Origin of the sequence: Paraburkholderia fungorum (assembly GCF_003610895.1) — a bacterium.
GTDB classification, from domain to species: Bacteria; Pseudomonadota; Gammaproteobacteria; order Burkholderiales; family Burkholderiaceae; genus Paraburkholderia; species Paraburkholderia fungorum_B.
The window spans coordinates 35,199-56,995 of sequence record NZ_MCAS01000005.1 but is presented as its reverse complement, the minus strand read 5'-3'; the positions used below and the strand labels follow the sequence as shown (position 1 = coordinate 56,995).

The following is a 21,797-nucleotide window of genomic DNA, read 5'->3' as shown; positions in this document are numbered from 1 at the left end:
CTAGCGCGAACCCCCGCCCTGGCGCTTATCGCGCTTTTAAGTCGCAATCCCCGTTCAGCGCCCCAATCAGCGAATCGCGTTGAGCACCGCCTGGGCGCCGCGGCCGATTGCCAGCAGGGCGTCGTCGGCGTGCGGCGCGCCTGCCAGCATCAGGCCGACCGGCGCGTCGCCACGCAGATGGCAGGGCAGTGAAAGTGCGCAGGCGTCGAGGAAGTTGAACGCGCTCGGATTGCGCAGGATCAGCGCATTGGTGCGGCCAAATGCGTCGTCGTCGTGAATCAGGTCGGCCACGCGCGGCGGCACCACCGGCACGGTGGGCGCGACAACCGCGTCGAAGCGCTGCCACAGCGTGCGCGCGGCTTCGTCGAGCATTGCCTCGCGCTCGGCGACCAGGTCCAGATAGTCGGCGGCGCTGGCTGGCTGGCCCTTCAGGATGCGCACCAGCACGCGCGGATCGTATTGCTCGCGATGCTTTTCCAGCAGCGGACGGTGCCATGCATACGCTTCGATCGGCGAAAAGCCGAAACGGTTGATGTCGGGCAGGCGGTCGAGCGGCGCGAAGCGCACTTCCGTCACGATCGCGCCGGCCGCTTCCAGATGCTTGAGCGCCGTGTCGATCGCGGCGGCGACGGCCGGTTCGACGCCGTCGGTCACGAAATTGGTCAGGACGCCAAGGCGCACGCCTTCGAGCGGCCGGGCCGACGGAATGCGCGGTTCGAGCCCGGCCAGCATGCGATCGACCAGCGCGCAGCAAGCGACCGAGACGCCGATCGGCCCAAACGAGTCGAGCGTGGGGGAAAGCGGCACGCCGCCTTGCTTCGGGATACGGCTGGCGGTCGGCTTGAAGCCGGTCAGGCCGCACAGGGCCGCCGGGATGCGGATCGAGCCGCCGGTGTCGGTGCCGAGCGCGACGGCCGCCATGCCGTCCGCGACCGACGCCGCCGCGCCAGACGACGAACCGCCCGAAATCCGCTCGTCGCCCTTCACATCGCGCTGGTATGGCGACAGCGGGTGCCCGTAGTGCGGGTTCAGGCCGAGTCCGGAAAACGCAAATTCGCTCATGTTGGTGCGCCCGACGATCACCGCGCCGGCCCGCTTCAGGCGCGCGACCGCGACGGCGTCCGCCTTGGCGGCGGGCGCGTCGGCCAGCACCACAGAACCGGCGCGAGTCGGCTGGCCTTCGATGTCGAACAGGTCCTTGACCGACACCGGAATGCCGGCGAGCGGCGAAAGGACCGTGCCGGCGGCGCGCAAGCGGTCGTGCGCGTCGGCGGCGGCGCGGGCGCTGTCGGCGTCGACGTGCATGAAGACGGCCGCGCCCTGGCCGGCCGGATCGGCGATCCGTTCGAGCGCGGTTTCGATGAGCGCGCGGCTCGTGGTGTGGCCGGCGGCGAGGTCGGCGGCAAGCTGGGCGAGCGGCGGGAAGGGCGTGAATTCAGTGGCCATGGTGTCGGGAGAATCCGGTTGAACCGGGTAAAACCGGTCGAGGTCGATTGGTTGCGCGCAGTGCGATGAAGTGCGGTGAGTGGTGCTGCGTACGATGAAATGCGTGCTATCAGATGCGGTTGAACAAGGTCGCGCGGAACGCTTCGATATGCTTTTGCACCGATTGCCGGGCGCCTTCGGCATCGCGTTCGCGCAGCAGGCGAAACAGTTCCAGGTGTTCTTCGTGGACGTCTTCGAGATGATGCGGCTCGGACAGCGAAATGAACCAGAAGCGCAGCGACCGTTCATGCAATCCACGCAGAATGTCGGCCAGCACGGGGTTGCGGGACGCCGCCGAAATCGCCAGATGAAACTCGCGGTCGATATCCATCATGCCTTCAATATCGTGTCCCGCGACGCAGATCGCCGAGCGCTCCAGCAGGGCCTGCATCGCGTCGAAATCGTGTTGCTGCGCGTGGCGGGCGGCCAGCTCGACGCAGTAGCTTTCGTTGACGAGCCGCACGTCGATGATCGCCAGCACGTCGTCGAGCGAAACCGGGCGGACCATGATGCCCTTTCTCGGCATGATGGTGAGCATGCCTTCGTGCACCAGCCGGTGCAGCGCCTGATGAACCGGCGTTCTGCCGATGCCGGTCAGCGCCATCAATTCCGCTTCGTTGAGTACCTCGCTTGGCCGCAAGCGCATGGTGATGATCTCGCGCTTGACGAAGGCATAGGCCTGCTCGGCGAGACTCGCCGAGGCGGCTTCGCGGGGGGCACTGGAACGGCGGGCAGTCTGCAAAAGCGTCATGTGAAGAAGGTGCGGGCGGTGTCGTCCGCATTGTAGAGCAAGGTTTTGCGCGGACGGCGCGCGGCGGGCGTTTGCACACCGGCGCCGTCCGCGCGTGACGCGTGGTTCTCACACGTCACGGCAAATACGGACGTCCTGGCGTGTCAGGCGCTTCTCGGCGTCACCGCCGCGGCGTGCTGCACCTTGACGCGCGGCATCATCAACGTAACAAGTCCGCCGACGATCAACGCCCCCGCGATCAGCACCAGCCCGAAGGTCACACTGTGTGTCGCGTCCTTGACGATACCGAGCACATACGGGCTCACATAGCCCGCCAGATTCGCAATCGAGTTGATCACGGCGATGCCCGCCACGGCCGCAGTGCCTTGCAGGAACGTGGTGGACATCGACCAGAAGATGCCGAAGCCCGCCAGAATGCCGATATACGCAATCGACAAACCGGTGACGGCGAGCGGAATCGAATTGGTCACCGAGGCGCTGCCGAGCAGGCCCGCCGCACCGATGAAGCAGCATACGGCGTAGTGCCAGCGCCTCTCACCCGTGATATCCGAGGAGCGGCCGATCAGGATCATGCCGATGCCCGCCGCGAGGTACGGAATCGCCGTGACGAAGCCGTTCGTGACGAGGTTGGTGACGCCGAGGTCCTTGACGATTTGCGGCAGCCAGAACGAGAAACCCGCGTTGCCGGTGACGAGGCAGAAGTAGATCAGCGTCAGCAGCCAGAAACGGCCTGAGCGCAACGCCACAGCCAGACTGTGCTCGGCGCCGGCCGCCGCGGCCGCCGTGTTCTCGCGCGCGAGGCGGCTGAGAATCACGCGCTTTTCGTCGTCGGTGAGCCACGCGGCTTCGGCCGGCGTGTTGCGCAAGACGGCGAGCGCCCAGAAGCCCGCGAGGATCGACGGAATGCCTTCGATCAGGAACATCCACTGCCAGCCGCGCAAGCCGTGCGCCTCATGCAGCGCCGACATCAGAAAGCCCGACAAGGGCGCGCCGATGATACCCGCGACCGGAATCGCCGCCATGAACACGGCGACCATCCGTGCGCGCCGGTCGGACGGAAACCAGAAGGTCAGATACAGCACCACGCCCGGCACCAGCCCGGCCTCGGCGACGCCGAGGAAAAAGCGCAGCACGTAGAAGGCCGTTTCCGAGCGCACGAACATCATCAGGCACGACAGCAGGCCCCACAGCATCGTGATGCGGGCGATGGTGGCGCGGGCGCCGAACTTCTTGAGCAGCAGGTTGCTCGGTACTTCGAACACGAAATAGCCGAAGAAGAAGATCCCCGCGCCGAGGCCGTACGCCGCGTTCGAGAGGCCGAGGTCGCCGGTGAACTGCAGCTTCGCGTAACCGATGTTCACGCGGTCCAGATACGACAACACGTAGACGAGAAACAGGAACGGCATGATGCGCCAGGTGATCTTGCGCAGGGCGGCGGCCTCGAGCCACGCGTCTGAAGACGCGTCGGCATTGGTGGATAGCGGAGGGGAGCTCATGGGTGCCTCATTCGACGATAGGTAGCGCGTGCACGCGATAAGCGTGACGCAGCGTGCGGTTCAGGACGGGGTCGTGCAGTTCGAGTTCGAGCGCGTCGCCGTCGGCCATGCCGACGATGCCGCCCTGTACGGCCAGCGTGCCGCAGAACATCGCGGCGCCTTCCGCCACGGGCGCGCGTTCCAGCAGATCGGCGGCCGGCAGGAGCGAGGCGACGCTGCCTTGCTGATAGACGCGCCGCTCGCCGTTGTTCGTGACGGCGAAAGCACGCAGTTCAAGCTGGTCCCAGTGGCCGGCCACTTCGTCGAAGCGCCAGGCGTCGCGCGCGACCGGTTTCGGGCAGACCTGTTTGGAGACGGTCACGCCGTAGGCCTCGACTTCGCGGTCGGTGTGATCGGAGCCGACGGTGACCAGCAGGCCGGTCTTCGAGCGCACCAGCACGCACTCGGCCTCCCCGCTGGACTTCACGCCGACCACGTCGATCTGCCCGGCCTGCGTCAGCAGTTCGGCGCCGAGGCGATAGAAGCAGGGCGTGGTCGACGGCCGCTTCACGCCGAGTTCGGCCAGCTCGGCGATGTGGTGCTCGATCGCCGCCTGATCGCGTCCGGCCCAACCGGCAATCGTCAGACGATTCACTTCGACGATATCGGCGCGACGCTCGCCGGAACGATCTACAACATTGAAGGACACCTGCTGCATTATTCGACTCCCAAGAAAATATGCAGCAAATATTATTGTGATATTTCACAGGTGTCCAGCATGTCAAAAAAGTTTCGGATGAAGCGGCGAGGCGCACGCCATCCTGGTTCAGCCAATCCCGTGTCCTTTCGGCGTTTGCGCGATGTCGGCGGGTCGCATGAGTACGTTACACTGCGTTTTTGGGATATTACTTTTTGTAAGGAACGCATTCATGCATCATGGCATCGGCTTCATTCAGGACCTGGCGGTCGTGATGGCGCTTGCCGGCGTCGTCACCGTGCTGTTCCATCGCCTGAAACAGCCGGTGGTGCTGGGTTACATTGCCGCGGGTGTGATCATCGGCCCGTACACGCCGCCCTTCCAGCTGATCCACGACGAGCAGACCATCCAGACGCTCGGCGAACTCGGCGTGGTGTTCCTGATGTTTTCGCTCGGGCTCGAATTCAGCCTGCGCAAGCTCTTCAAGGTTGGCGCGACGGCGATCGTCGCCGCGCTTTCCGAAATCGTGCTGATGCTGTGGATCGGCTACGAGATCGGCAGCGCGTTCGGCTGGAGTTCGATGGATTCGCTGTTTCTCGGCGCGATTCTCGCGATCTCGTCGACGACCATCATCGTCAAGGCGCTCTCCGAGTTGGGCCTCAAGCGTGAGAGCTTCGCGCAACTGGTGTTCGGGATTCTGATCGTCGAGGACATTCTCGCCATTGCGATGCTGGTGCTGCTCTCCGGCATTGCACAGACCGGACAGTTGAGCGCGGGTGTCGCCGTGGTGACGCTTGGCAAGCTGCTGCTCTTCATGACGGTGTCATTAGTGGTCGGCATTCTGGTCGTGCCGCGCGCGTTGAACTATGTGGCGCGCGCCAAAAGCGACGAAATGCTGCTGGTATCGGTGCTCGGCTTCTGCTTCGGTTTCTGTCTGCTGGTGGTGAAACTCGATTACAGCATGGCGCTCGGTGCGTTCCTGATCGGCGCGATCATGGCCGAATCACGCCATCTGCATCGCATCGAACACCTGATCGCGCCGCTGCGCGACGCCTTCTCCGCGATCTTCTTCGTGACGATCGGCCTGATGCTGAATCCGGCCGTGCTGCTCGACTACGCGTGGCCGATCGCGGTGATTACGGTGGCGGTGATTGTCGGCAAGATCGTTTCGTGCGGACTCGGCACCTTTCTCGCCGGCAAGGATGGCCGCACGGCGATGCGGGTCGGCATGACCGTTTCGCAGATCGGCGAGTTCTCGTTCATCATCGCGTCGCTCGGCTTGACCCTGAAGGTGACGAGCGCGTTTTTGTATCCGATCGCAGTGGCGGTTTCCGCCTTGACTACGCTTTTCACGCCTTACCTGATTCGCGCCGCCGATCCGCTCACGCAGCGTCTCGGGCAGGCCATGCCACGCACGCTTGCCAATGTGTTCGGCATGTACGGTCAGTGGCTGCGCAGTTTGAGCACCGGCAGCGGCGAGCCGACGCTGTTCAGCATGACACGGCGGATCATCGTGCAGATCGCCGTCAATCTCGCGCTGGTCGCGGCGATTTTTCTGATCGTGTCGTATAGCGCGCCGTACACCAGCACCTTGCTCGCGCACTGGATGGCTTCCGAGCCGATGCAGCGTGTGGTGCTGTGGAGCATGGCGCTGGTGCTGTCGCTGCCGTTTCTGGTGGCGGTTTATCGCAAGACCAAATCGCTCGCGTTGTTGCTCGCCGAGGTGAGCGTGCAGCCGGCGACAGCGGGGCGCTTCACCAGTGCGATCCGTTACGCGATTTCGGATCTGGTGCCGGTGGTCTCGATGGTGGGTGTGTTTCTGCTGGTGGCGGCGCTCTCCGGCAGTATTCTGCCGCCGACCGGCCTGCTGACCGTGGTGCTGGTTTGCGCGGCGCTGCTGCTGGCACTGGTCTGGCGCTGGTGCGTGAAAATCCACGCGGCGATGCAGATTGCGCTGCGTGAAACCTTTGAGGAGCAGCCGGACCCTTGAGTGGCACGGCCTCGCGTCTCGATTCGTAACAATGTGAGCAATTGTGTGTGGGTTTGCCGGGCTTGCCGCGCTGGCGGATAATCAGGGCATATTCATTCGTTCGCGTGGAAGGCGCCTGTCCGACAGTTATGAGCGAAAACAAACCTGAAAACGCCGGCCAGCCCGGCAGCCCATCGTCGCCTTCGGGCACGCCGTCGCCCGCAGCGTCGCCAACGCCGCCCGGCGCAAGCGCTGGCGCGTCGAAACCCGATCTCTTGCCACCGGAGCCGGCGGCCTCACTACCGCTCTCTCACGAAGATTCGATCCAGTCGCCGATCAAGGACGTGGTGACGCCGGCGGCCGAGGAAGCCGCGGTGAGATCATCGACCGACGATCCCGGCAGCGCGTCCACAGTCACCCCCACCCATGCGCAAACGGCGCAGCAACGCGACGCGGCCGAAGCGCGCAGTTCAGCGGCCGCCTCGACGGCGCGGCAGGAGGCGGAGGTGCATGAACGCGCGGCCGCCAAAGCGGCACATGCGGCGAGGGTTCAAGCCCCGCGTTCGACCACGCTCGAAAGCAATGAAGCGCCTGCTGGCGGATTGAACGTGCCGGCTGACGAGGCTGCCCTTACAGAAAAAGCGCAGACAGTGGAACAGGCCGAGGCCGCGACTCGCCGGGCCGGTTCGCCGCCGCCGGGGTTCGGCGCCGCGCCAGATTTCACGGCGACGAATCCGCCGCCGCCGAACGCGTTGCCGCCGTCGCCGCCGCGCTATCTGAAGCAAAGCGATTCGGCGTGGACCGTGTTCGGCCGCATTATCGCGGCACGCGCGCGTCAACTGTTCGATCGTGCCGGGCAACGCATCACGCAACGCACGCTGCGCATCGGCGTGTCGGCGCGCATCTTCCACCCGGAACCGGGAGCGAAGGGGCTGCGCGGCAAGACGCTGCAATACCTCGAGGAATCGATCGCGCACTGGGTCATGTCACGCGATGTGCTCGTGTTCATGATTCCGACGGTCGGCCATCAGGGCATGCTGCATCCGAGCAATATCCGCTTGCGCGACTACGCGAAGCATCTCGACGGCCTGCTGCTGCAGGGCGGCGCGGACGTCTCGCCGCAATCGTATGCGGAACAGGCAACGAGCTCCGAGTGGCCGGGCGACCGCGTGCGCGACATGTACGAACTCGAACTGCTGCACGAGTTCATCGAGTCGGGCAAGCCGGTGCTTGGCGTGTGCCGCGGTTGCCAGTTGATCAACGTGGCGTTCGGCGGCACCTTGTATCAGGACATTGCCACCGACGTGCCGACCGCCGGCGCGCACGTCAATGAGAATTACGATCAGCATCGGCACAGCATTCACTTTCCGGACGGCTCGACGCTCGCCAATATGTTTCCGGGCCGGCGCGAGGCGATCGTCAACTCGATTCACCATCAGGCGGTCAAAACGCTCGGCCGCGATCTGAATATCGAAGCGGTGTCGGCGTCGGACGGCATCATCGAGGCCGTGCGCTATCGGCGTGCGCCGTTCGTGATGGGCGTGCAGTGGCACCCCGAGTTTCATCGCGCAGGCGGCCCGGAGTTGCTCGATTGCACGCCGTTGCTCGATACGTTCTTGCGCGTTGCACGCGAAACCCGGTTCTAGACGCGCGATTTTCAAAGAACGCCTTTCCAGAAACGCGGTTTTAAGGCCACGCCTTTAAACCGCGCTTTCGAGTCCGGTCTTTCAAGACAGATTCTTGCAGCATGCTGCCGCCATTCCTGGTGGCTATCCCCATATTGTCGCGCCGCGTGATGTTGGATTCGCACGAATACCGTGCAGATTCGGAAACGTCCGCAAGCGTCACGCATGAGTCAGATTGTTGTGTTTTTGTCCTATCTGAAATCTTTTATTTCGCGACTGATGAGTCTGGCTGGGCAAATCATTCGCTATCGATTTATCTCGATTTAAAGTCCGTCAATGCGACACCTGAATGCTTCGCTTGGCGGCGAATCCGCGCGATAATCTAAGGCTGTTTTGGATTTGCATGGAGCATGTACGTATGAAGTACCCCTTAATAGTACGGCGCGCCATGCTGCTCGCGGCCTCGTGTGCGCTGTTGCAGCATGGTGGTTTCGTGCTGGCAGCGCAAAGCGACGAGGCCGCACCCCTCGCCGGCACACGGCCGGCCATGAACGCGTTAACGCCGCAACCGGTCGACGCCGCGCTGCGCAGTGCGGCAACGGGCACGCCGGCTACCGCCGGCGATGCGCAAGGCAATGTTGCCGAGCTGATGCAGATGATTCACGACGCAAAGCTGAACGAATTGCGCACCACGTATAACGGCAGTTACGGCGCAAGTCTGTTTTTCTATCCGCAGGAAGTGACCTACTACGTAGCGCTTTTTCAGGACAAGCATTTCTGGCGTGTGATCAGGTCCGAAGACGTTAGCCGTGCTGAGGCGGTCTATGCCGGCTTCGTCCAGCAGACGGCACAACTCGCGGACGTCGAAATTCGCCGCACGCAGTTGCAGGCGCAGAAGGCGTATATCGAAAACATCATCGCGTTGTCGGAAGATCGCGCGAGGCGCTTACAGGCCGATCTTGATGTTGCGCGCACGCAGCAGGCCAAGGTCAACGACTATCAGCGGCAGACGCAAAGTGAGGCGGCTGCGCTGCACGCGGAAAGGGAAAGGGCGCAGGCGCAGTTGCGTCAGGTGCAGGGCGAAGTGATGCAATTGCAGCGGCAAACCGAATTCGGGTTGCCAACCCAGAAGTAAGCGCATGAGCGCAAAAAAGCCCGGCAGAGTGAACTGCCGGGCTTTTTTTATGCCGCGATTCCGGGATAGCGGCAGGCTTATTTGACGAACTGATCGGGCACCTCGGTCACGCGACGTTGCGACATCTGATTGATCCATTCTGTGCCATTGGTTCCAGGCGGATTGATCGACGAAGCAGGGCGCGATGGGGGCGTGATATTGCGCAGGTGTGTGCTGGCGGAGAGGGTCGTTGACGCGTACTCGTCGGTGCCGAGCCGCGATGGCGCGAGCGGCGAGTAAGGTCCCGCTGCCGATGGTTTCGGCGAGGTTCGTTGTGCGATTGCCGGCACCGCGATTTGTGGCGCTTCGTAGTTCATCAACGAGATGCCTGGCAACTGCGGTGACCGCTGCGTCGCGACGGTGGCCAGCGAACTGCGGCCCATCTCTTTGTGCTGGCTCGGCTCGCTTGCGCGTAGCTTATCCCGACGTCGCGATATCTTTTTGTTCGTTGCAGCGCGCGGCGGCGTTGCTTTGACTGGTGCGACGATTCCTGTCGCGGGACTTGCCGCGACATCGCGCGGCGCAGCCGTGGCAACTACGCCAGACAATTTTTCGGACGATGCGGGTGCTGATCCTGACGTGCCTGCCACGTGTGCGGGCAAAGACGCGGCGTTCGGCGCAAGCGCCAGTGCACGGTTGTTAGCCGCTGCTTGCGGCGTGGCGGCAGCATCAGACGCATGACGATTGGACAACTGCGCTTCCTGCCGGACCGGTACCTTGGCGGCGGGTTTGACATCGCTAACCGAGTGGCGCTGCGTGGGATGACCGAACGCAATCCAGGCAAGCATCGCAGCGCCGCCGAGTGCACAGGCGCCACCCGCCAGCGCACCCCAATGCATTGACCCGCCGCGCGGCGAGGCAGGAGCCATAGGTGTGCTAACCGGCGAGAAAGGTGCTGCTTCGGTGGATGTCTGAAATGATCCGCCGGCCGGTGCATCAAGGACGGTTGTCGAAGGAGCCGGCGAGGCAAACGCGGACGACGCAGCCGGCGGTTTGCGCGGCGATTCCCAATGGCAGAGAGCGCGAATGGTTTCCGCATTCACACAGAAGGTACGTAACACGGCGGCATAAAGCGCCTTGAGTTCCGCACGCAAACTGCGCACGGGCGGCACCAGTGCCCAGGCGCGGCCGAACGGCGGGGGCAGCCGGCGGCATTGTGACGACAGGCTCGGCAAGGCCATGGAGCCTTCGATCAATGTGAGGGGGAGTGTGGTCGGCATCGGTTTCTTCGCAGCGCCTCGTAAAGGGGCCGCTAACGGGCGGCTCAGGGGCTCTGGCTTCGAGCGATACGTATGAAAATGCTGTACGCAACGCCATAGGGAAACGCCGTACTCAGATCGAGCACGCCGCTACGTGAGCGGTCATTGTGAAGCCATCGGGGTGCGGAAGATAATGCCGGGAAGCTGCTGAACTAACGATCGGATTGATCCGAAAAAAAGCGTCGCTCTATCCTGAATCGCCTCTGTTCTGGACGGCGATCAAAGCGGGTGCCGCTCGTTCATTGGTTCAGCTTGTACACGTAGCGCAATGCCGTAATATCCACGCCGCCCATATGATCCGGTTCGGCGCCGACGAACTGCCAGCCCTGTCTTTCATAAAAGCGGATCGCCGGCGTGTTGCCTTCGAGCACGTAAAGGTACAACTGCGTCTCTCCTTGCGCGCGAGTCCAGTCTTCGGCTGCACGCATCAGCAGCGTGCCGGCGCCGATACCCTGGTGTGCCGGCAGCGCATGCAGGTTGTCGAGCAGCACGCCCCACGCGGACTCCGGTTGCCGTTCGACGCAGACGAAACCAACCGGCTCGTCCGCGAGTTCGGCGATCAGGACCATGCGGCGCTCGCTGCCCGGAGCGCGCAGGCGTGCCTCCCAATAGGCGGCACGCTCCCCCGTCACCTCGCCGTCGAGGAAACCGTCCGGCAGCAAGCCGCGATAGGTAGCCTGCCAGCTGGCGCTATGAATCGAGGCGATCAGTGCAGCATCGGCAAGGGTCGCAGGGCGCAGCGAAAGTGCGTGGGGAGTTTGCATCGGAAGGGTGGTCAACGGGAATTGCCTGTCTGCAAAGAGTTTATCGCGAGGGTGAGCAGAGAGTGCCTGTAATGAAACTGTATGGAATACGCGACAGCGCCAGGAACGGTAACATTACGTGTTGCGGGCTCCCGGTATTTCACAACGTTTACCCTGATACCGCGTAAATGTGTTCAGCATGAGAATGCAGCGCCCCCGGCGCGTTATAAATTGCCTGTGGCATCCGCTTGCCGAACGCAGTGGATCGTTTCAACTGCCCGAGCGCCACCAGTCTGCGTGGCGAAGGGCTACTCAGAGAATGTCATGTCTACTGCGTCACACGCTGCTTCCTCATCGAGCGAATCCAAGGTCAAGACAGTTTTCCGCGTGGTCAGCGGCAACTTTCTTGAGATGTACGACTTCATGGTCTACGGCTATTACGCGTCCGCGATTGCCAAGACCTATTTCCCTAGCGGTAACGAATTCGCCTCACTGATGCTCTCGCTGTCGGTGTTCGGCGCGGGCTTCCTGATGCGTCCGTTGGGCGCGATCGTGCTGGGCGCCTACATCGACCATCATGGCCGGCGCAAAGGCCTGATCCTCACCCTCGGCCTGATGGCGCTCGGCACCCTCACGGTCGCCGCAATTCCAGGCTACGCGACCATCGGCGTACTGGCCCCGGCGCTCGTGCTATTCGGGCGGCTGCTGCAAGGCTTCTCCGCCGGGGTCGAACTGGGCGGCGTGTCGGTCTATCTGTCGGAAATCGCGACCAAGGGCAACAAGGGCTTCTATTGCGCGTGGCAGTCGGGCAGCCAGCAGGTTGCCGTGGTGTTCGCCGCGCTGATCGGCGTGGTGCTCAATAAAGTACTGCCGGCCGACCAGATGTCGGCCTGGGGCTGGCGTGTGCCGTTCCTGATCGGCTGCCTGATCGTGCCGTTCCTGTTCCTGATTCGCCGTTCGTTGCAGGAAACCGAGGAATTCAAGGCGCGCAAGCATCATCCGAGCATGGGCGAAATCATGAAGACGATGGCCGCGAACTGGGGCATCGTGCTGGGCGGCATGGGTATGGTCATCATGACCACCGTGTCGTTCTACATGATCACGGCTTACACGCCGACCTTCGGCAAGGAAGTGCTGAAGCTGTCGTCGATCGATACGCTCGTCGTGACCGTCTGTATCGGTTTGTCGAACCTGATCTGGTTGCCGCTCGCGGGCGCGTTGTCGGATCGTATCGGACGCCGTCCGGTGCTGCTCGCCTTCACGATCCTGACGATTGTCACCGCTTATCCGGCGCTGCAATGGCTGGTTGCCGAGCCGTCGTTCGTTCGTCTGCTGGCGGTCGAGCTGTGGTTGTCGTTCCTGTACGGCAGCTACAACGGGGCGATGGTGGTGGCGCTGACAGAAGTGATGCCGGTCGCGGTGCGGACCGCCGGTTTCTCGCTGGCCTACAGCCTCGCTACGACGATCGGCGGCTTCACGCCGGCCATCTCGACGCTGCTGATTCACACCACCGGCAACAAGGCCGCGCCGGGTCTGTTCCTCGGCGTGGCGGCGATCTGCGGATTGATCGCGACCCTGGTGCTGTATCGCACGCCGGAATCTCGCGATCAGTATCGAACGGCTTGAGCGCAGGCTTAAGGTTCGCCGTTCGTCTGGATAAGAAAAAACCCCGCGTTCTCACGAACGCGGGGTTTTTTCCTGGGGGCTGCATCGTCGCGTCGCCACTGCGGTAACAGGTTGCGACGCGCCTCGCCGCGCTAACCGGGCCGCAATTCGTTCGCCACCGCCTCTACTACATCGCCCCACGCGCCGGGTTGCGGCTGGCGTAGCAGCGTTGCACCCGGGTACCACGGGCTGCGGGTCTCGCCGACGAACCAGCGCCAATCCGCCGCGAACGGCAGCATCAGCCACAGTGGTTTTTTCAGCGCACCGGCGAGGTGAGCAATCGATGTATCGATCGACACCACCGCGTCGAGCCGCTCGATGATCGCCGCGGTATCCGCAAAATCGCCAATCCGTTTATCCAGCCGATGAATCGACGCCGCGCGCGGATGCGTGTCCAGCGCCGCGCGTTCCTCGGCGCTCAGTTCAGGCTGCAGCACGATCCAGTCGATGCCGTCGAGCGCGAATAGCGGCGCGAGCGCGGCGATCGGCATTGAACGGGTTTCGTTTTGCTGAATGCGTCCTGACCACGCAATGCCGATCTTGCGCTTCGCGTGCCCGCCGAGTGAACCGCGCCATTTGCGGCCGTAAGCCGGCGGTGTGCTGAGGTAAGGCGCGCGGGCGGGAATCGTGTCGTAGGTTGTGCCGAGCGCGAGCGGCAAGCTGAGCAGCGGGCATTGCAGATCCGCCGCTGGACGTGGTGCGCCCTGGGCGATCAGCGTTACGCGCCAGGCATGTGCGGCGGGTGCAAGCAGGGGCAGCAGTTGAGGCTGCACTTCGAGCACCACGCGCGCGGCGCGCTGCGCGGCTAGCGGCACGAAGCGCACGAATTGCAACGTATCGCCGAAACCCTGCTCGGCATGGACGAGCAGCGTGCGTTGTTCGATCGGCTCGCCGTGCCAGCGCGGCAACGTCTGGATGACCGGCTGCGCGGTGGTTTGCAGCCGCCATTCGTATTCCGGCAGCCCGCGTGCAAAATCGCGCAAGGCGAGCCAGGCCAGCGCGCGGTTCATATGCGCGGACGCAAGATCAGGCCGCAGGCGCAGCGCCTGATCGAAAGCCCGGACGGCCGCGGCGTGCGCGCCCAGCGCTTGATGGGCCGTGCCGAGACTCAGCCATGCGAGCGCGAACTGCGGATCGAGACCGACTGCGCGCTCGAGGTACGGCAACGCCTGCGCATGACGTCCCAACGCCGCGAGCGCATTGCCGAGCCCGAAGATGGTCGGCGGCAAGTTTGGCTGCAAGGCCAGCGCCGCCTGGAAAGAGGCGACTGCTTCTTCGTGGCGGCCGGTGGCGTCGAGCGTATTGGCGAGATTGAAGTGCGCGGCGACGAAACGCGGTTCGGCTGCCAGCGCCGCCTGAAAGTGGCGGATCGCCTCGTCCGCGCGCTCGAGCGCGTTCAGCGACATGCCCATATTGTTGAGCGCGCCTGCATGCCCCGGGCGCAGTTCGAGCGCGCGCTGGAACGACGCGATTGCTTCCGCGTGACGGCCGAGCGCATGCAAGGCGTTGCCGAGATTGTTATGCGACGAGGCGTCGTTCGGTTGCAGGCGCAACGATTTTTCGAAGGCGTCGGCGGCGTCTTCGTGGCGGCCCACCGACGCGTACGCATTGCCCAGGTTGTAGTGCGCCATCGGGAAAGTCGGCGCCAGCGTGAGCGCATTGCGGAACTGTTCGATGGCGTCGTCGATCTGGCCCAGCGCCTTCAGCGCGTTGCCGAGGTTCAGCTGCAGCGCCGCGTCTTCCGGGCGCAGGTTCACCGCGCGCCGCACGAGCTCGGCGGCTTCGGCGTGCTGGCCCTGCTGGTGGCGCAGAACGCCCAGCAGGTGCAGCGCATCGACGTGCACGGGGTTGCCGTCGAGCGTCGCGCGGTAGCCGCGTTCGGCATCGTCGAGGCGGCCGTCACGATGCGCCGCGAAAGCGCGGTCAAATACTTGTTGCATGACGCAGGATGGGATTTCAGGTGGGGCGGACGCCGCATTTTCCCACACTCGCCGGGTCGTCCTCCGATTTGACCAGTTGTCTCGATATCTATAACATATGAATACCTGTTCATATGTATGCCGCTTATGTCGTTTGCCATTGCCTCCGCTACGTTGCCTGTCCGTTTCGAAGATCGTCCTGTGGAGACGATCGGGCCGCTGGCCGACCTGTTTCGCCTGCTCGGCGACCCAACGCGCCTGCGTATCGTGCTTGCGTGCGTCGAGGAGCGGCGCGCGGTCGGCGCGATTGCGGAGGGGCTGGGTTTGTCGCCGTCGCTGGTGAGCCATCATCTGCGGCTGTTGCGCGCGGCGCGGATCGTCCGCGCGGAGCGGCAGGGCAAGCAGGTGTTCTATCTTGCCGCCGACCGTCATATCAGCGCGATGCTGACTGGCATGCTCGAGCATGTGGCCGAGCCGGCCAGCGAATTTCCTCTGGATCCGTCATGAAAAAAGCCACCGCGCCGAACCGGGCCGCCGAAGAACGCGAGGACGACCACGCGCCGGTGTGGCTCGACGAGCAATTCGACGAGATCGATGGCGGCGACGCGCGGCTCGCGGGACAAGAGCGCGCGGTTGAGGGGCAGGGCGAGCATCGCGATGGCGCCGATCGTGCCGATGCCGGCGATACGGGTGAGCGCGGCATGCAGGGCGATGATGCGCACGCACACGGTTCGCACGACGGCAACGCCGGCACTGATCATCACGCCCATGGCCATGACGACGGCCACGATCACGATCACGGCCACAGCGCGCAGAGCCATGGCGATCACGGCCATGGTACTCAGCGCCGCGAAGACCGCAGCGACGGCAGCCATAGCGCGACGGACCACGGCGCCCATGACCACGATAACCACGCCGGCCACAATCACGGCGCCCACAAGCACGGTAGCCACAGCCACGGCAGCCACAACCACGGCAGCCACAGCCACGCCCACGCGCCCGTCGCCGGCCATGGTCGCGCCTTCGCGCTCGCTGTCGCATTGAACGTGGCAATCGTGGTGATTCAAGCCGTCTACGGCGTGATCGCCCATTCCACCGCGCTGCTCGCCGACGCCGGTCACAATCTCTCGGACGTGCTCGGTCTGCTGCTCGCCTGGGGCGCTGCCTGGCTCGCCACGCGCCGTCCGTCGGCGCGCTACACGTTCGGCTACGGCAGTTCGTCGATCCTCGCGTCGCTCGCCAACGCGGGCCTGTTGCTGTTCGCGTGCGGCGTGATCGTGACCGAGGCGATCGGGCGCCTCATGAACCCGGCGCCGGTCGCGGGACTGGTGGTGTTCGTCGTCGCGACAGTCGGTGTGATCGTGAACGGCTTCTCGGCGTGGCTCTTCATGCGCGGTCAGAAAGAAGACCTGAACATTCGCGGCGCTTTCCTGCATATGGCCGCCGACGCCGCCATTTCCGCCGCGGTCGCGATCAGCGGCCTCGTGATTCTCTATACCAACTGGACGTGGCTCGACCCGGTGATGAGCCTGCTGGTGGTCGCGGTGGTGGTCTACGGCACGTGGGGTCTGCTGCGCGATTCGGTGCGCATGGCGCTCGACGCCGTGCCGCCGGGTGTCGACCTGCAGCCCATTCGCGACTATCTCGCCGGACAGCCGGGCGTCACCGACGTTCACGACCTGCATGTGTGGGCGTTGTCGACCACCGGCAATGCGTTGAGCGCCCACCTGGTGATGCCGGCAGGTCATCCCGGGGACGAGTCGATCGACGGCATCGTGATTGCACTGCGCGAACGTTTTTCGATGCAGCACGCCACGCTGCAAGTCGATCTCGGCACCACCGAGCATCAATGCGCGCTGGGTCATCCCCGCGATTGATGCAGCGCACCGTTAAGCGGATTATCGGCGGCGTACACTAGGACGTCCTGTTGTCTCAGGAGGTCCGCATGGATGCTGCCGCACATGATGCGTCGCCGGTGCTGATCGTCGGCGCGGGTCCGACCGGGCTCGCCGCGGCGATGAGTCTGGCGCGTGCCCACATCCCCGTGCGTCTGGTCGACAAGGCCTTGCAGCCGAACCCGTACTCGCGGGCCATCGGCATTCAGGCGCGCACGCTCGAACTGTTTGAACAGCACCGGCTGATCGAACCGTTTCTCGAACTGGGTCATCGCGCGCGCATCGCCAATCTTTTTTCCAACGGCATGCGTCTCGCGCGCCTCGACTTCGATCCGCTGCACACCCGCTATCCGTATCTGCTGTTTCTCGATCAATCCGTGACCGAGCGGTTGCTGACCGAGCATCTCGCGACGCTTGGCGTCACGGTCGAGCGGGGCGTCGAACTGACCATGTTCGCGCAGGGCTCCGCCAGCATGCAGGCGACCTTGCGGCACGTGGACGGTCGCACGGAGACGATTCGCCCGTCGTACATGATCGCCGCCGACGGTGCGCATAGCACGATCCGTCACCGGCTCGGCTTGAGCTTCGAGGGCAATACTTTCGAGCAGACCTTCCTGCTTGCCGACCTGCGTGCCGAGACCGATTGGCCCGAAGACGAATTCCATATCTTCGCTTCAGGCGAAGGTCTCGTCGCGCTGTTTCCGATGGGCCATGGCCGTCATCGTCTGATTGCGGATCATCCGGCCGAGCCGGCTATGGTCCCGGTGCCGGCCACCCCCGCCGTGCTCGGTGAACCGCCGCTCAACCCGGTTGCGCCGCCGTCGCTTGCGGAATGCAAGGCGCTGATCGCCCGGCGCGTGCGGGAGCGTGTCGACGTCTCGGATCTGGCATGGTCGTCGCATTTTCATCTGAACAGCCGGATGGTGGACAGGCTGCGCGTCGGCCGCATTTTCCTCGCGGGGGATGCGGCTCACGTGCACAGCCCGGCCGGCGCGCAAGGCATGAACACGGGCATTCAGGAGGCGTTCAATCTCGGCTGGAAGCTTGCGCGCGTCCTGCAAGGCGGGGCGTCTGACCGCCTGCTCGATACGTACTACGCCGAACGGCATCCCATCGAGCGCGACGTGCTGCGGCAAACCGGTTTCATCACCCAGATGGCCGGAGCGGATCATGGGCCGCTGAAGCTGCTGCGCGAGCGCGTGATGCCGGTGCTGGCCGCACTCGGTCCGCTGCGCGACGCGGCACGCATGACTATCAGCGAGTTGTCGATCCAGTATCGGCGCAGCCCGCTGACCCTCGAGCGCGTACTCGACGGCGGTCCGCGAGCCGGCGAGCGCGCGCCGGATGCGCTGGTGCATGTGGTGGATGGACCGCTTGGCCGCGCGCCGGGTGTCGGATGCATTTTCGATCTGCACGATCCCGCTTTCTTCTCGCTGTTTCTGCTGGTTCCGCCGCAGCCCGTCGACGATACGCCGCTCGATCCCGCCGCGAAGCACGCGCCGCCGCCAGACCCGGAACTGGAGCGAATGACTACCGAAGTCGAACGATTGTTGCCGGGCGCGGTACGCATCTGGCGCGTGACCGATACGAGCGGCGAGGGCGCGCCGGCGCTCTCCGAATCCTACGGGCGTACGCGGCCGTCGTTTTATCTGGTGCGGCCGGATGGCTACATCTGCGCGCGTGGGCGCACCGGTTCCGATCTGACCGGCTTGTTGCGGCATTGCGAAGCGTGGTTCGCCGTGGGTGGCGTGATACCGGAGCAGGCGGCGCTATGAGTCGAGGTCTGCGAGATTGCCCGAGGGTCGGCCTCGCGAAGTGGCTGTCTGATTGACGCGTAAAGCGACCGTGCGAGGCGACCCATGTCACATGGGCCGTCTCGCACGGCAGGCGCCGCCTATACCGTGGAAAGTGCAGCCGGCGTCAATCCGTCACGATGCTTGACGAGTGCTTCCCTCACGATGCCCGACATCTCGACGCCGTTCGCGTCGGGCTCATCGAGCGTCGCCAGTAAAGCGCGCCGCATGCGCGGCTCCCAGAAGCGGCGGATATGATCGGCGATGCCGTCGAGCGCTTCTTCGCGATCGGGCATCGAATCGAAAAAATCGCCGATCCGGTTGGCCATGTCGATCAGATTCTGATTGTCCATGGCTTGCCTCACTTACCCGAGGTTGCGTTGGCCAACTCGCGCTGCTTGAGCAGTTCGAGCTGCTCGGTGTTGAAGCGCGAATAATCTTTTTGCCATTGCGACGGCTGTTCGACCGGCATCACCTGCACCGCGGTCACCTTGTACTCGGGGCAGTTGGTGGCCCAGTCCGAGCTATCGGTGGTGATCACGTTCGCGCCCGATTCGGGGAAGTGGAAGGTCGTGTAGACGACGCCCGGCTGCATCCGCTCGGTCACTTTCGCGCGCAGCACGGTTTGTCCCGCGCGCGATTCGATACCCACCCAGTCGTCATTCCTGATGCCGCGTTCCTCCGCATCGTGCGGGTGGATCTCGAGGCGATCCTCGTCGTGCCAGCGCGAATTTTCGGTGCGGCGTGTCTGCGCGCCGACGTTGTACTGCGACAGGATGCGGCCCGTCGTCAGCAGCAGCGGGAACTTGCGCGTGACCTTTTCCGGCGTGGCGATGAACTTCGTAATCACGAACTTGCCCTTGCCGCGCACGAAGGTGTCGATGTGCATGGTTGGCGTACCGTCGGGCGCATCCTCGTTGCACGGCCACTGGATGCTGCCGAGTTCGTCGAGTTTCCTGTACGACACGCCGTGGAAGGTCGGCGTGAGACGCGCGATCTCGTCCATGATCTGCGACGGATGCGTATACCCCATTTCATAACCGAGCGCGCGTGCCAGCATCACCGTGACCTCCCAGTCGGCGTAACCGGGCACCGGCGGCATCACCTTGCGCACGCGCGAGATGCGGCGCTCTGCGTTGGTGAAGGTGCCGTCCTTTTCGAGGAACGACGAACCCGGCAGCAGCACGTGCGCGTACTTTGCGGTCTCGTTGAGGAAAATGTCCTGTACGACGATGCATTCCATCGACGACAGTGCCGCCGACACGTGATGCGTGTTCGGATCGGACTGCACGATATCTTCGCCCTGGCAGTACAGACCCTTGAAGGTGCCGTGCACGGCGGCATCGAACATGTTCGGGATGCGCAGGCCCGGTTCGGGCTGCAGCGTCACGTTCCAGGCCTCTTCGAACAGCGCGCGCGTGATCGAATCGCTGATGTGGCGATAGCCCGGCAGTTCGTGCGGGAACGAGCCCATGTCGCACGAACCCTGCACGTTGTTCTGACCGCGCAGCGGGTTCACGCCGACACCTTCGCGGCCGATGTTGCCGGTCGCCATCGCCAGATTCGCGATGCCCATCACCATCGTCGAGCCCTGCGCGTGTTCGGTGACGCCGAGACCGTAGTAGATCGCCGCATTGCCGCCGGTGGCGTAAATGCGGGCCGCTTCGCGAATCGATGCGGCGGGTACGCCGGTGAGTTCCTCGGTCGCTTCCGGCGCGTTCTCAGGCAGCGCGACGAAATCGCGCCACTGCCCGAACGCACGCGTTTCGCAGCGCTCGGCGATGAACGCTTCGTTTAGCAGCCCTTCGGTCACGATCACATGCGCGAGGGCGTTGACCACCGCGACGTTGGTGCCCGGACGCAGCTGCAAATGATGTGAGGCCTTCACGTGCGGCGTATCGACGATATCGATGCGGCGCGGGTCGACCACGATCAGCTTCGCGCCTTCACGTACACGGCGCTTCAGACGCGAGCCGAACACCGGGTGGCCGTCGGTCGGATTCGCGCCGATCACCATGATCACGTCGGCTTTGTCGACCGAGGCGAAAGTCTGGGTGCCGGCGGATTCGCCGAGCGTGGTCTTCAGCCCGTAGCCGGTCGGCGAATGGCACACGCGCGCACAGGTGTCGACGTTGTTGTTGCCGAACGCGGCGCGCACGAGCTTTTGCACCAGATACGTTTCTTCGTTCGTACAGCGCGACGATGTAATGCCGCCGATCGAATCGCGGCCGTGCTTCGCCTGAATGCGGCGGAATTCCGACGCCGCGTAAGTAAGCGCTTCTTCCCAGCTGACTTCGCGCCACGGATCGGTGATCTTCGCGCGGATCATCGGCTTCGTGATGCGGTCCTTGTGTGTCGCGTAGCCCCATGCGAAGCGGCCCTTTACGCACGCGTGTCCTTCGTTGGCCTGACCGTTCTTGTGCGGCACCATCCGCACGACCTCGTTGCCCTTCATCTCGGCCTTGAACGAGCAGCCGACGCCGCAGTACGCGCACGTCGTGACCACCGAATGCTCGGCCTGGCCGAGCATGATGACGGTCTTCTCCTGCAGGGTCGCGGTCGGGCACGCGGCGACGCACGCGCCGCATGACACGCATTCCGATTCCATGAACGGCTTGTTTTCGCTTGCCGCGACGCGCGACTCGAAACCGCGTCCGGCGATGGTCAGCGCAAACGTGCCCTGGGTTTCTTCGCACGCGCGTACGCAACGATTGCAGACGATGCACTTCGACGGGTCGTACGTGAAATACGGATTCGATTCGTCCTTCTTGTCTTTCAGATGGTTCGCACCGTCGAAACCGTAACGCACTTCGCGCAGGCCCGTGACGCCCGCCATGTCCTGCAATTCGCAGTCGCCGTTGGCGGGGCAGGTCAGGCAGTCGAGCGGGTGATCGGAGATGTACAACTCCATCACGTTGCGGCGCAGCGACTGCAGACGATCGGTTTGCGTGCGGACCTTCATGCCGGCTTCAACAGGCGTCGTGCACGAAGCAGGGTAGCCGCGCTTACCTTCGATCTCGACCAGACACAAACGGCATGAGCCGAATGGTTCGAGCGAATCGGTCGCGCAGAGCTTCGGCACGTTGACGCCCGCTTCGACGGCGGCACGCATCACGGACGTGCCGGCCGGAACGGTCACCGCCTGGCCGTCGATTTCCAGCGTGACGTCGACGTCGGCATGACGCAGCGGCGTGCCGTAATCGGTATCGTCGAACGGCGAGCGCGCGGCGCGCTGTTGCGCCTGCGATTTACATGCGCAGTTGCCGGAGCCACAGCCGCCCCCCGAGGGGATTTCCTGCGAGGCACCGGCAGGGGAGTTGAGCACATCGGACATATGAGGCTCCTGA

The 21,797-nt window shown here is 64.0% G+C and carries 16 protein-coding genes; 7 read left to right on the top strand and 9 right to left on the bottom strand.

All coding sequences use genetic code 11. The features are described from left to right. Positions 1 to 66: 66 nt before the first annotated feature. The 4 genes from BCY88_RS06450 to BCY88_RS06435 all read right to left on the bottom strand — a co-directional run bounded on the left by BCY88_RS06450 (position 67) and on the right by BCY88_RS06435 (position 4,429). A complete protein-coding gene (locus BCY88_RS06450; RefSeq protein ID WP_120343465.1) occupies positions 67 to 1,446 on the bottom strand; it encodes an amidase in 1,380 nt (459 codons plus the stop codon). A gap of 109 nt (positions 1,447 to 1,555) precedes the next feature. Beyond that, on the bottom strand, positions 1,556 to 2,236 hold the full coding sequence (locus BCY88_RS06445; protein ID WP_120343464.1) for a GntR family transcriptional regulator: 681 nt from the start codon (positions 2,234 to 2,236) through the stop codon (positions 1,556 to 1,558). A gap of 143 nt (positions 2,237 to 2,379) precedes the next feature. After that, a complete protein-coding gene (locus BCY88_RS06440; protein WP_120343463.1) occupies positions 2,380 to 3,732 on the bottom strand; it encodes an MFS transporter in 1,353 nt (450 codons plus the stop codon). A 7-nt stretch (positions 3,733 to 3,739) separates the two neighbouring features. Next, complete coding sequence (locus BCY88_RS06435) at positions 3,740 to 4,429, bottom strand: DUF2848 domain-containing protein (protein ID WP_120343462.1); 690 nt, start codon at positions 4,427 to 4,429, stop codon at positions 3,740 to 3,742. Positions 4,430 to 4,640: 211 nt separating this feature from the next. On the opposite strand from BCY88_RS06435, the gene BCY88_RS06430 reads away from it, so the two are divergent. The 3 genes from BCY88_RS06430 (at position 4,641) to BCY88_RS06420 (ending at position 9,137) form a co-directional block, all read left to right on the top strand. Then, complete coding sequence (locus BCY88_RS06430) at positions 4,641 to 6,398, top strand: cation:proton antiporter (RefSeq protein WP_120343461.1); 1,758 nt, start codon at positions 4,641 to 4,643, stop codon at positions 6,396 to 6,398. A gap of 128 nt (positions 6,399 to 6,526) precedes the next feature. Then, positions 6,527 to 8,023, top strand: a complete 1,497-nt coding sequence (locus BCY88_RS06425; protein WP_120343460.1) for a gamma-glutamyl-gamma-aminobutyrate hydrolase family protein — start codon at positions 6,527 to 6,529, stop codon at positions 8,021 to 8,023. A gap of 397 nt (positions 8,024 to 8,420) precedes the next feature. Then, entirely contained in the window at positions 8,421 to 9,137 is a 717-nt protein-coding gene (locus BCY88_RS06420; protein WP_120343459.1) for a DUF2968 domain-containing protein, read from the top strand. Positions 9,138 to 9,214: 77 nt separating this feature from the next. On the opposite strand, the gene BCY88_RS06415 is transcribed toward BCY88_RS06420, so the two are convergent. Both BCY88_RS06415 and BCY88_RS06410 read right to left on the bottom strand, forming a co-directional pair. Beyond that, positions 9,215 to 10,396 (bottom strand): hypothetical protein, encoded by a 1,182-nt coding sequence (locus BCY88_RS06415; protein WP_120343458.1) that lies wholly within the window; start codon positions 10,394 to 10,396, stop codon positions 9,215 to 9,217. A gap of 278 nt (positions 10,397 to 10,674) precedes the next feature. Then, positions 10,675 to 11,199 (bottom strand): GNAT family N-acetyltransferase, encoded by a 525-nt coding sequence (locus BCY88_RS06410; RefSeq protein WP_120343457.1) that lies wholly within the window; start codon positions 11,197 to 11,199, stop codon positions 10,675 to 10,677. A 303-nt stretch (positions 11,200 to 11,502) separates the two neighbouring features. On the opposite strand from BCY88_RS06410, the gene tcuC reads away from it, so the two are divergent. After that, positions 11,503 to 12,804, top strand: a complete 1,302-nt coding sequence (tcuC, locus tag BCY88_RS06405; RefSeq protein WP_120343456.1) for an MFS transporter — start codon at positions 11,503 to 11,505, stop codon at positions 12,802 to 12,804. A gap of 131 nt (positions 12,805 to 12,935) precedes the next feature. Here tcuC and BCY88_RS06400 read toward each other — a convergent pair whose 3' ends face one another. After that, positions 12,936 to 14,783, bottom strand: a complete 1,848-nt coding sequence (locus BCY88_RS06400; RefSeq protein ID WP_120343455.1) for a tetratricopeptide repeat protein — start codon at positions 14,781 to 14,783, stop codon at positions 12,936 to 12,938. A gap of 126 nt (positions 14,784 to 14,909) precedes the next feature. Between BCY88_RS06400 and BCY88_RS06395 the strand changes: the two genes are divergently transcribed. The 3 genes from BCY88_RS06395 (at position 14,910) to BCY88_RS06385 (ending at position 18,432) form a co-directional block, all read left to right on the top strand. Further along, a complete protein-coding gene (locus tag BCY88_RS06395) occupies positions 14,910 to 15,269 on the top strand; it encodes an ArsR/SmtB family transcription factor (protein WP_120343454.1) in 360 nt (119 codons plus the stop codon). 194 nt (positions 15,270 to 15,463) lie between these two features. Continuing rightward, positions 15,464 to 16,639, top strand: a complete 1,176-nt coding sequence (locus tag BCY88_RS06390; protein WP_120343595.1) for a cation diffusion facilitator family transporter — start codon at positions 15,464 to 15,466, stop codon at positions 16,637 to 16,639. A 68-nt stretch (positions 16,640 to 16,707) separates the two neighbouring features. Continuing rightward, positions 16,708 to 18,432, top strand: a complete 1,725-nt coding sequence (locus tag BCY88_RS06385) for an FAD-dependent monooxygenase (RefSeq protein WP_120343453.1) — start codon at positions 16,708 to 16,710, stop codon at positions 18,430 to 18,432. A gap of 119 nt (positions 18,433 to 18,551) precedes the next feature. Here BCY88_RS06385 and BCY88_RS06380 read toward each other — a convergent pair whose 3' ends face one another. Together BCY88_RS06380 and fdhF are read right to left on the bottom strand one after the other, a co-directional pair. Further along, positions 18,552 to 18,803: a formate dehydrogenase subunit delta gene (locus BCY88_RS06380; RefSeq protein WP_120343452.1), complete on the bottom strand. Its 252-nt coding sequence runs from the start codon at positions 18,801 to 18,803 to the stop codon at positions 18,552 to 18,554. Between the two features lie 8 nt (positions 18,804 to 18,811). Further along, positions 18,812 to 21,784, bottom strand: coding sequence for a formate dehydrogenase subunit alpha (gene fdhF / locus BCY88_RS06375; RefSeq protein WP_120343451.1), 2,973 nt, complete (start codon positions 21,782 to 21,784; stop codon positions 18,812 to 18,814). Between the last annotated feature and the right edge of the window lie 13 nt (positions 21,785 to 21,797).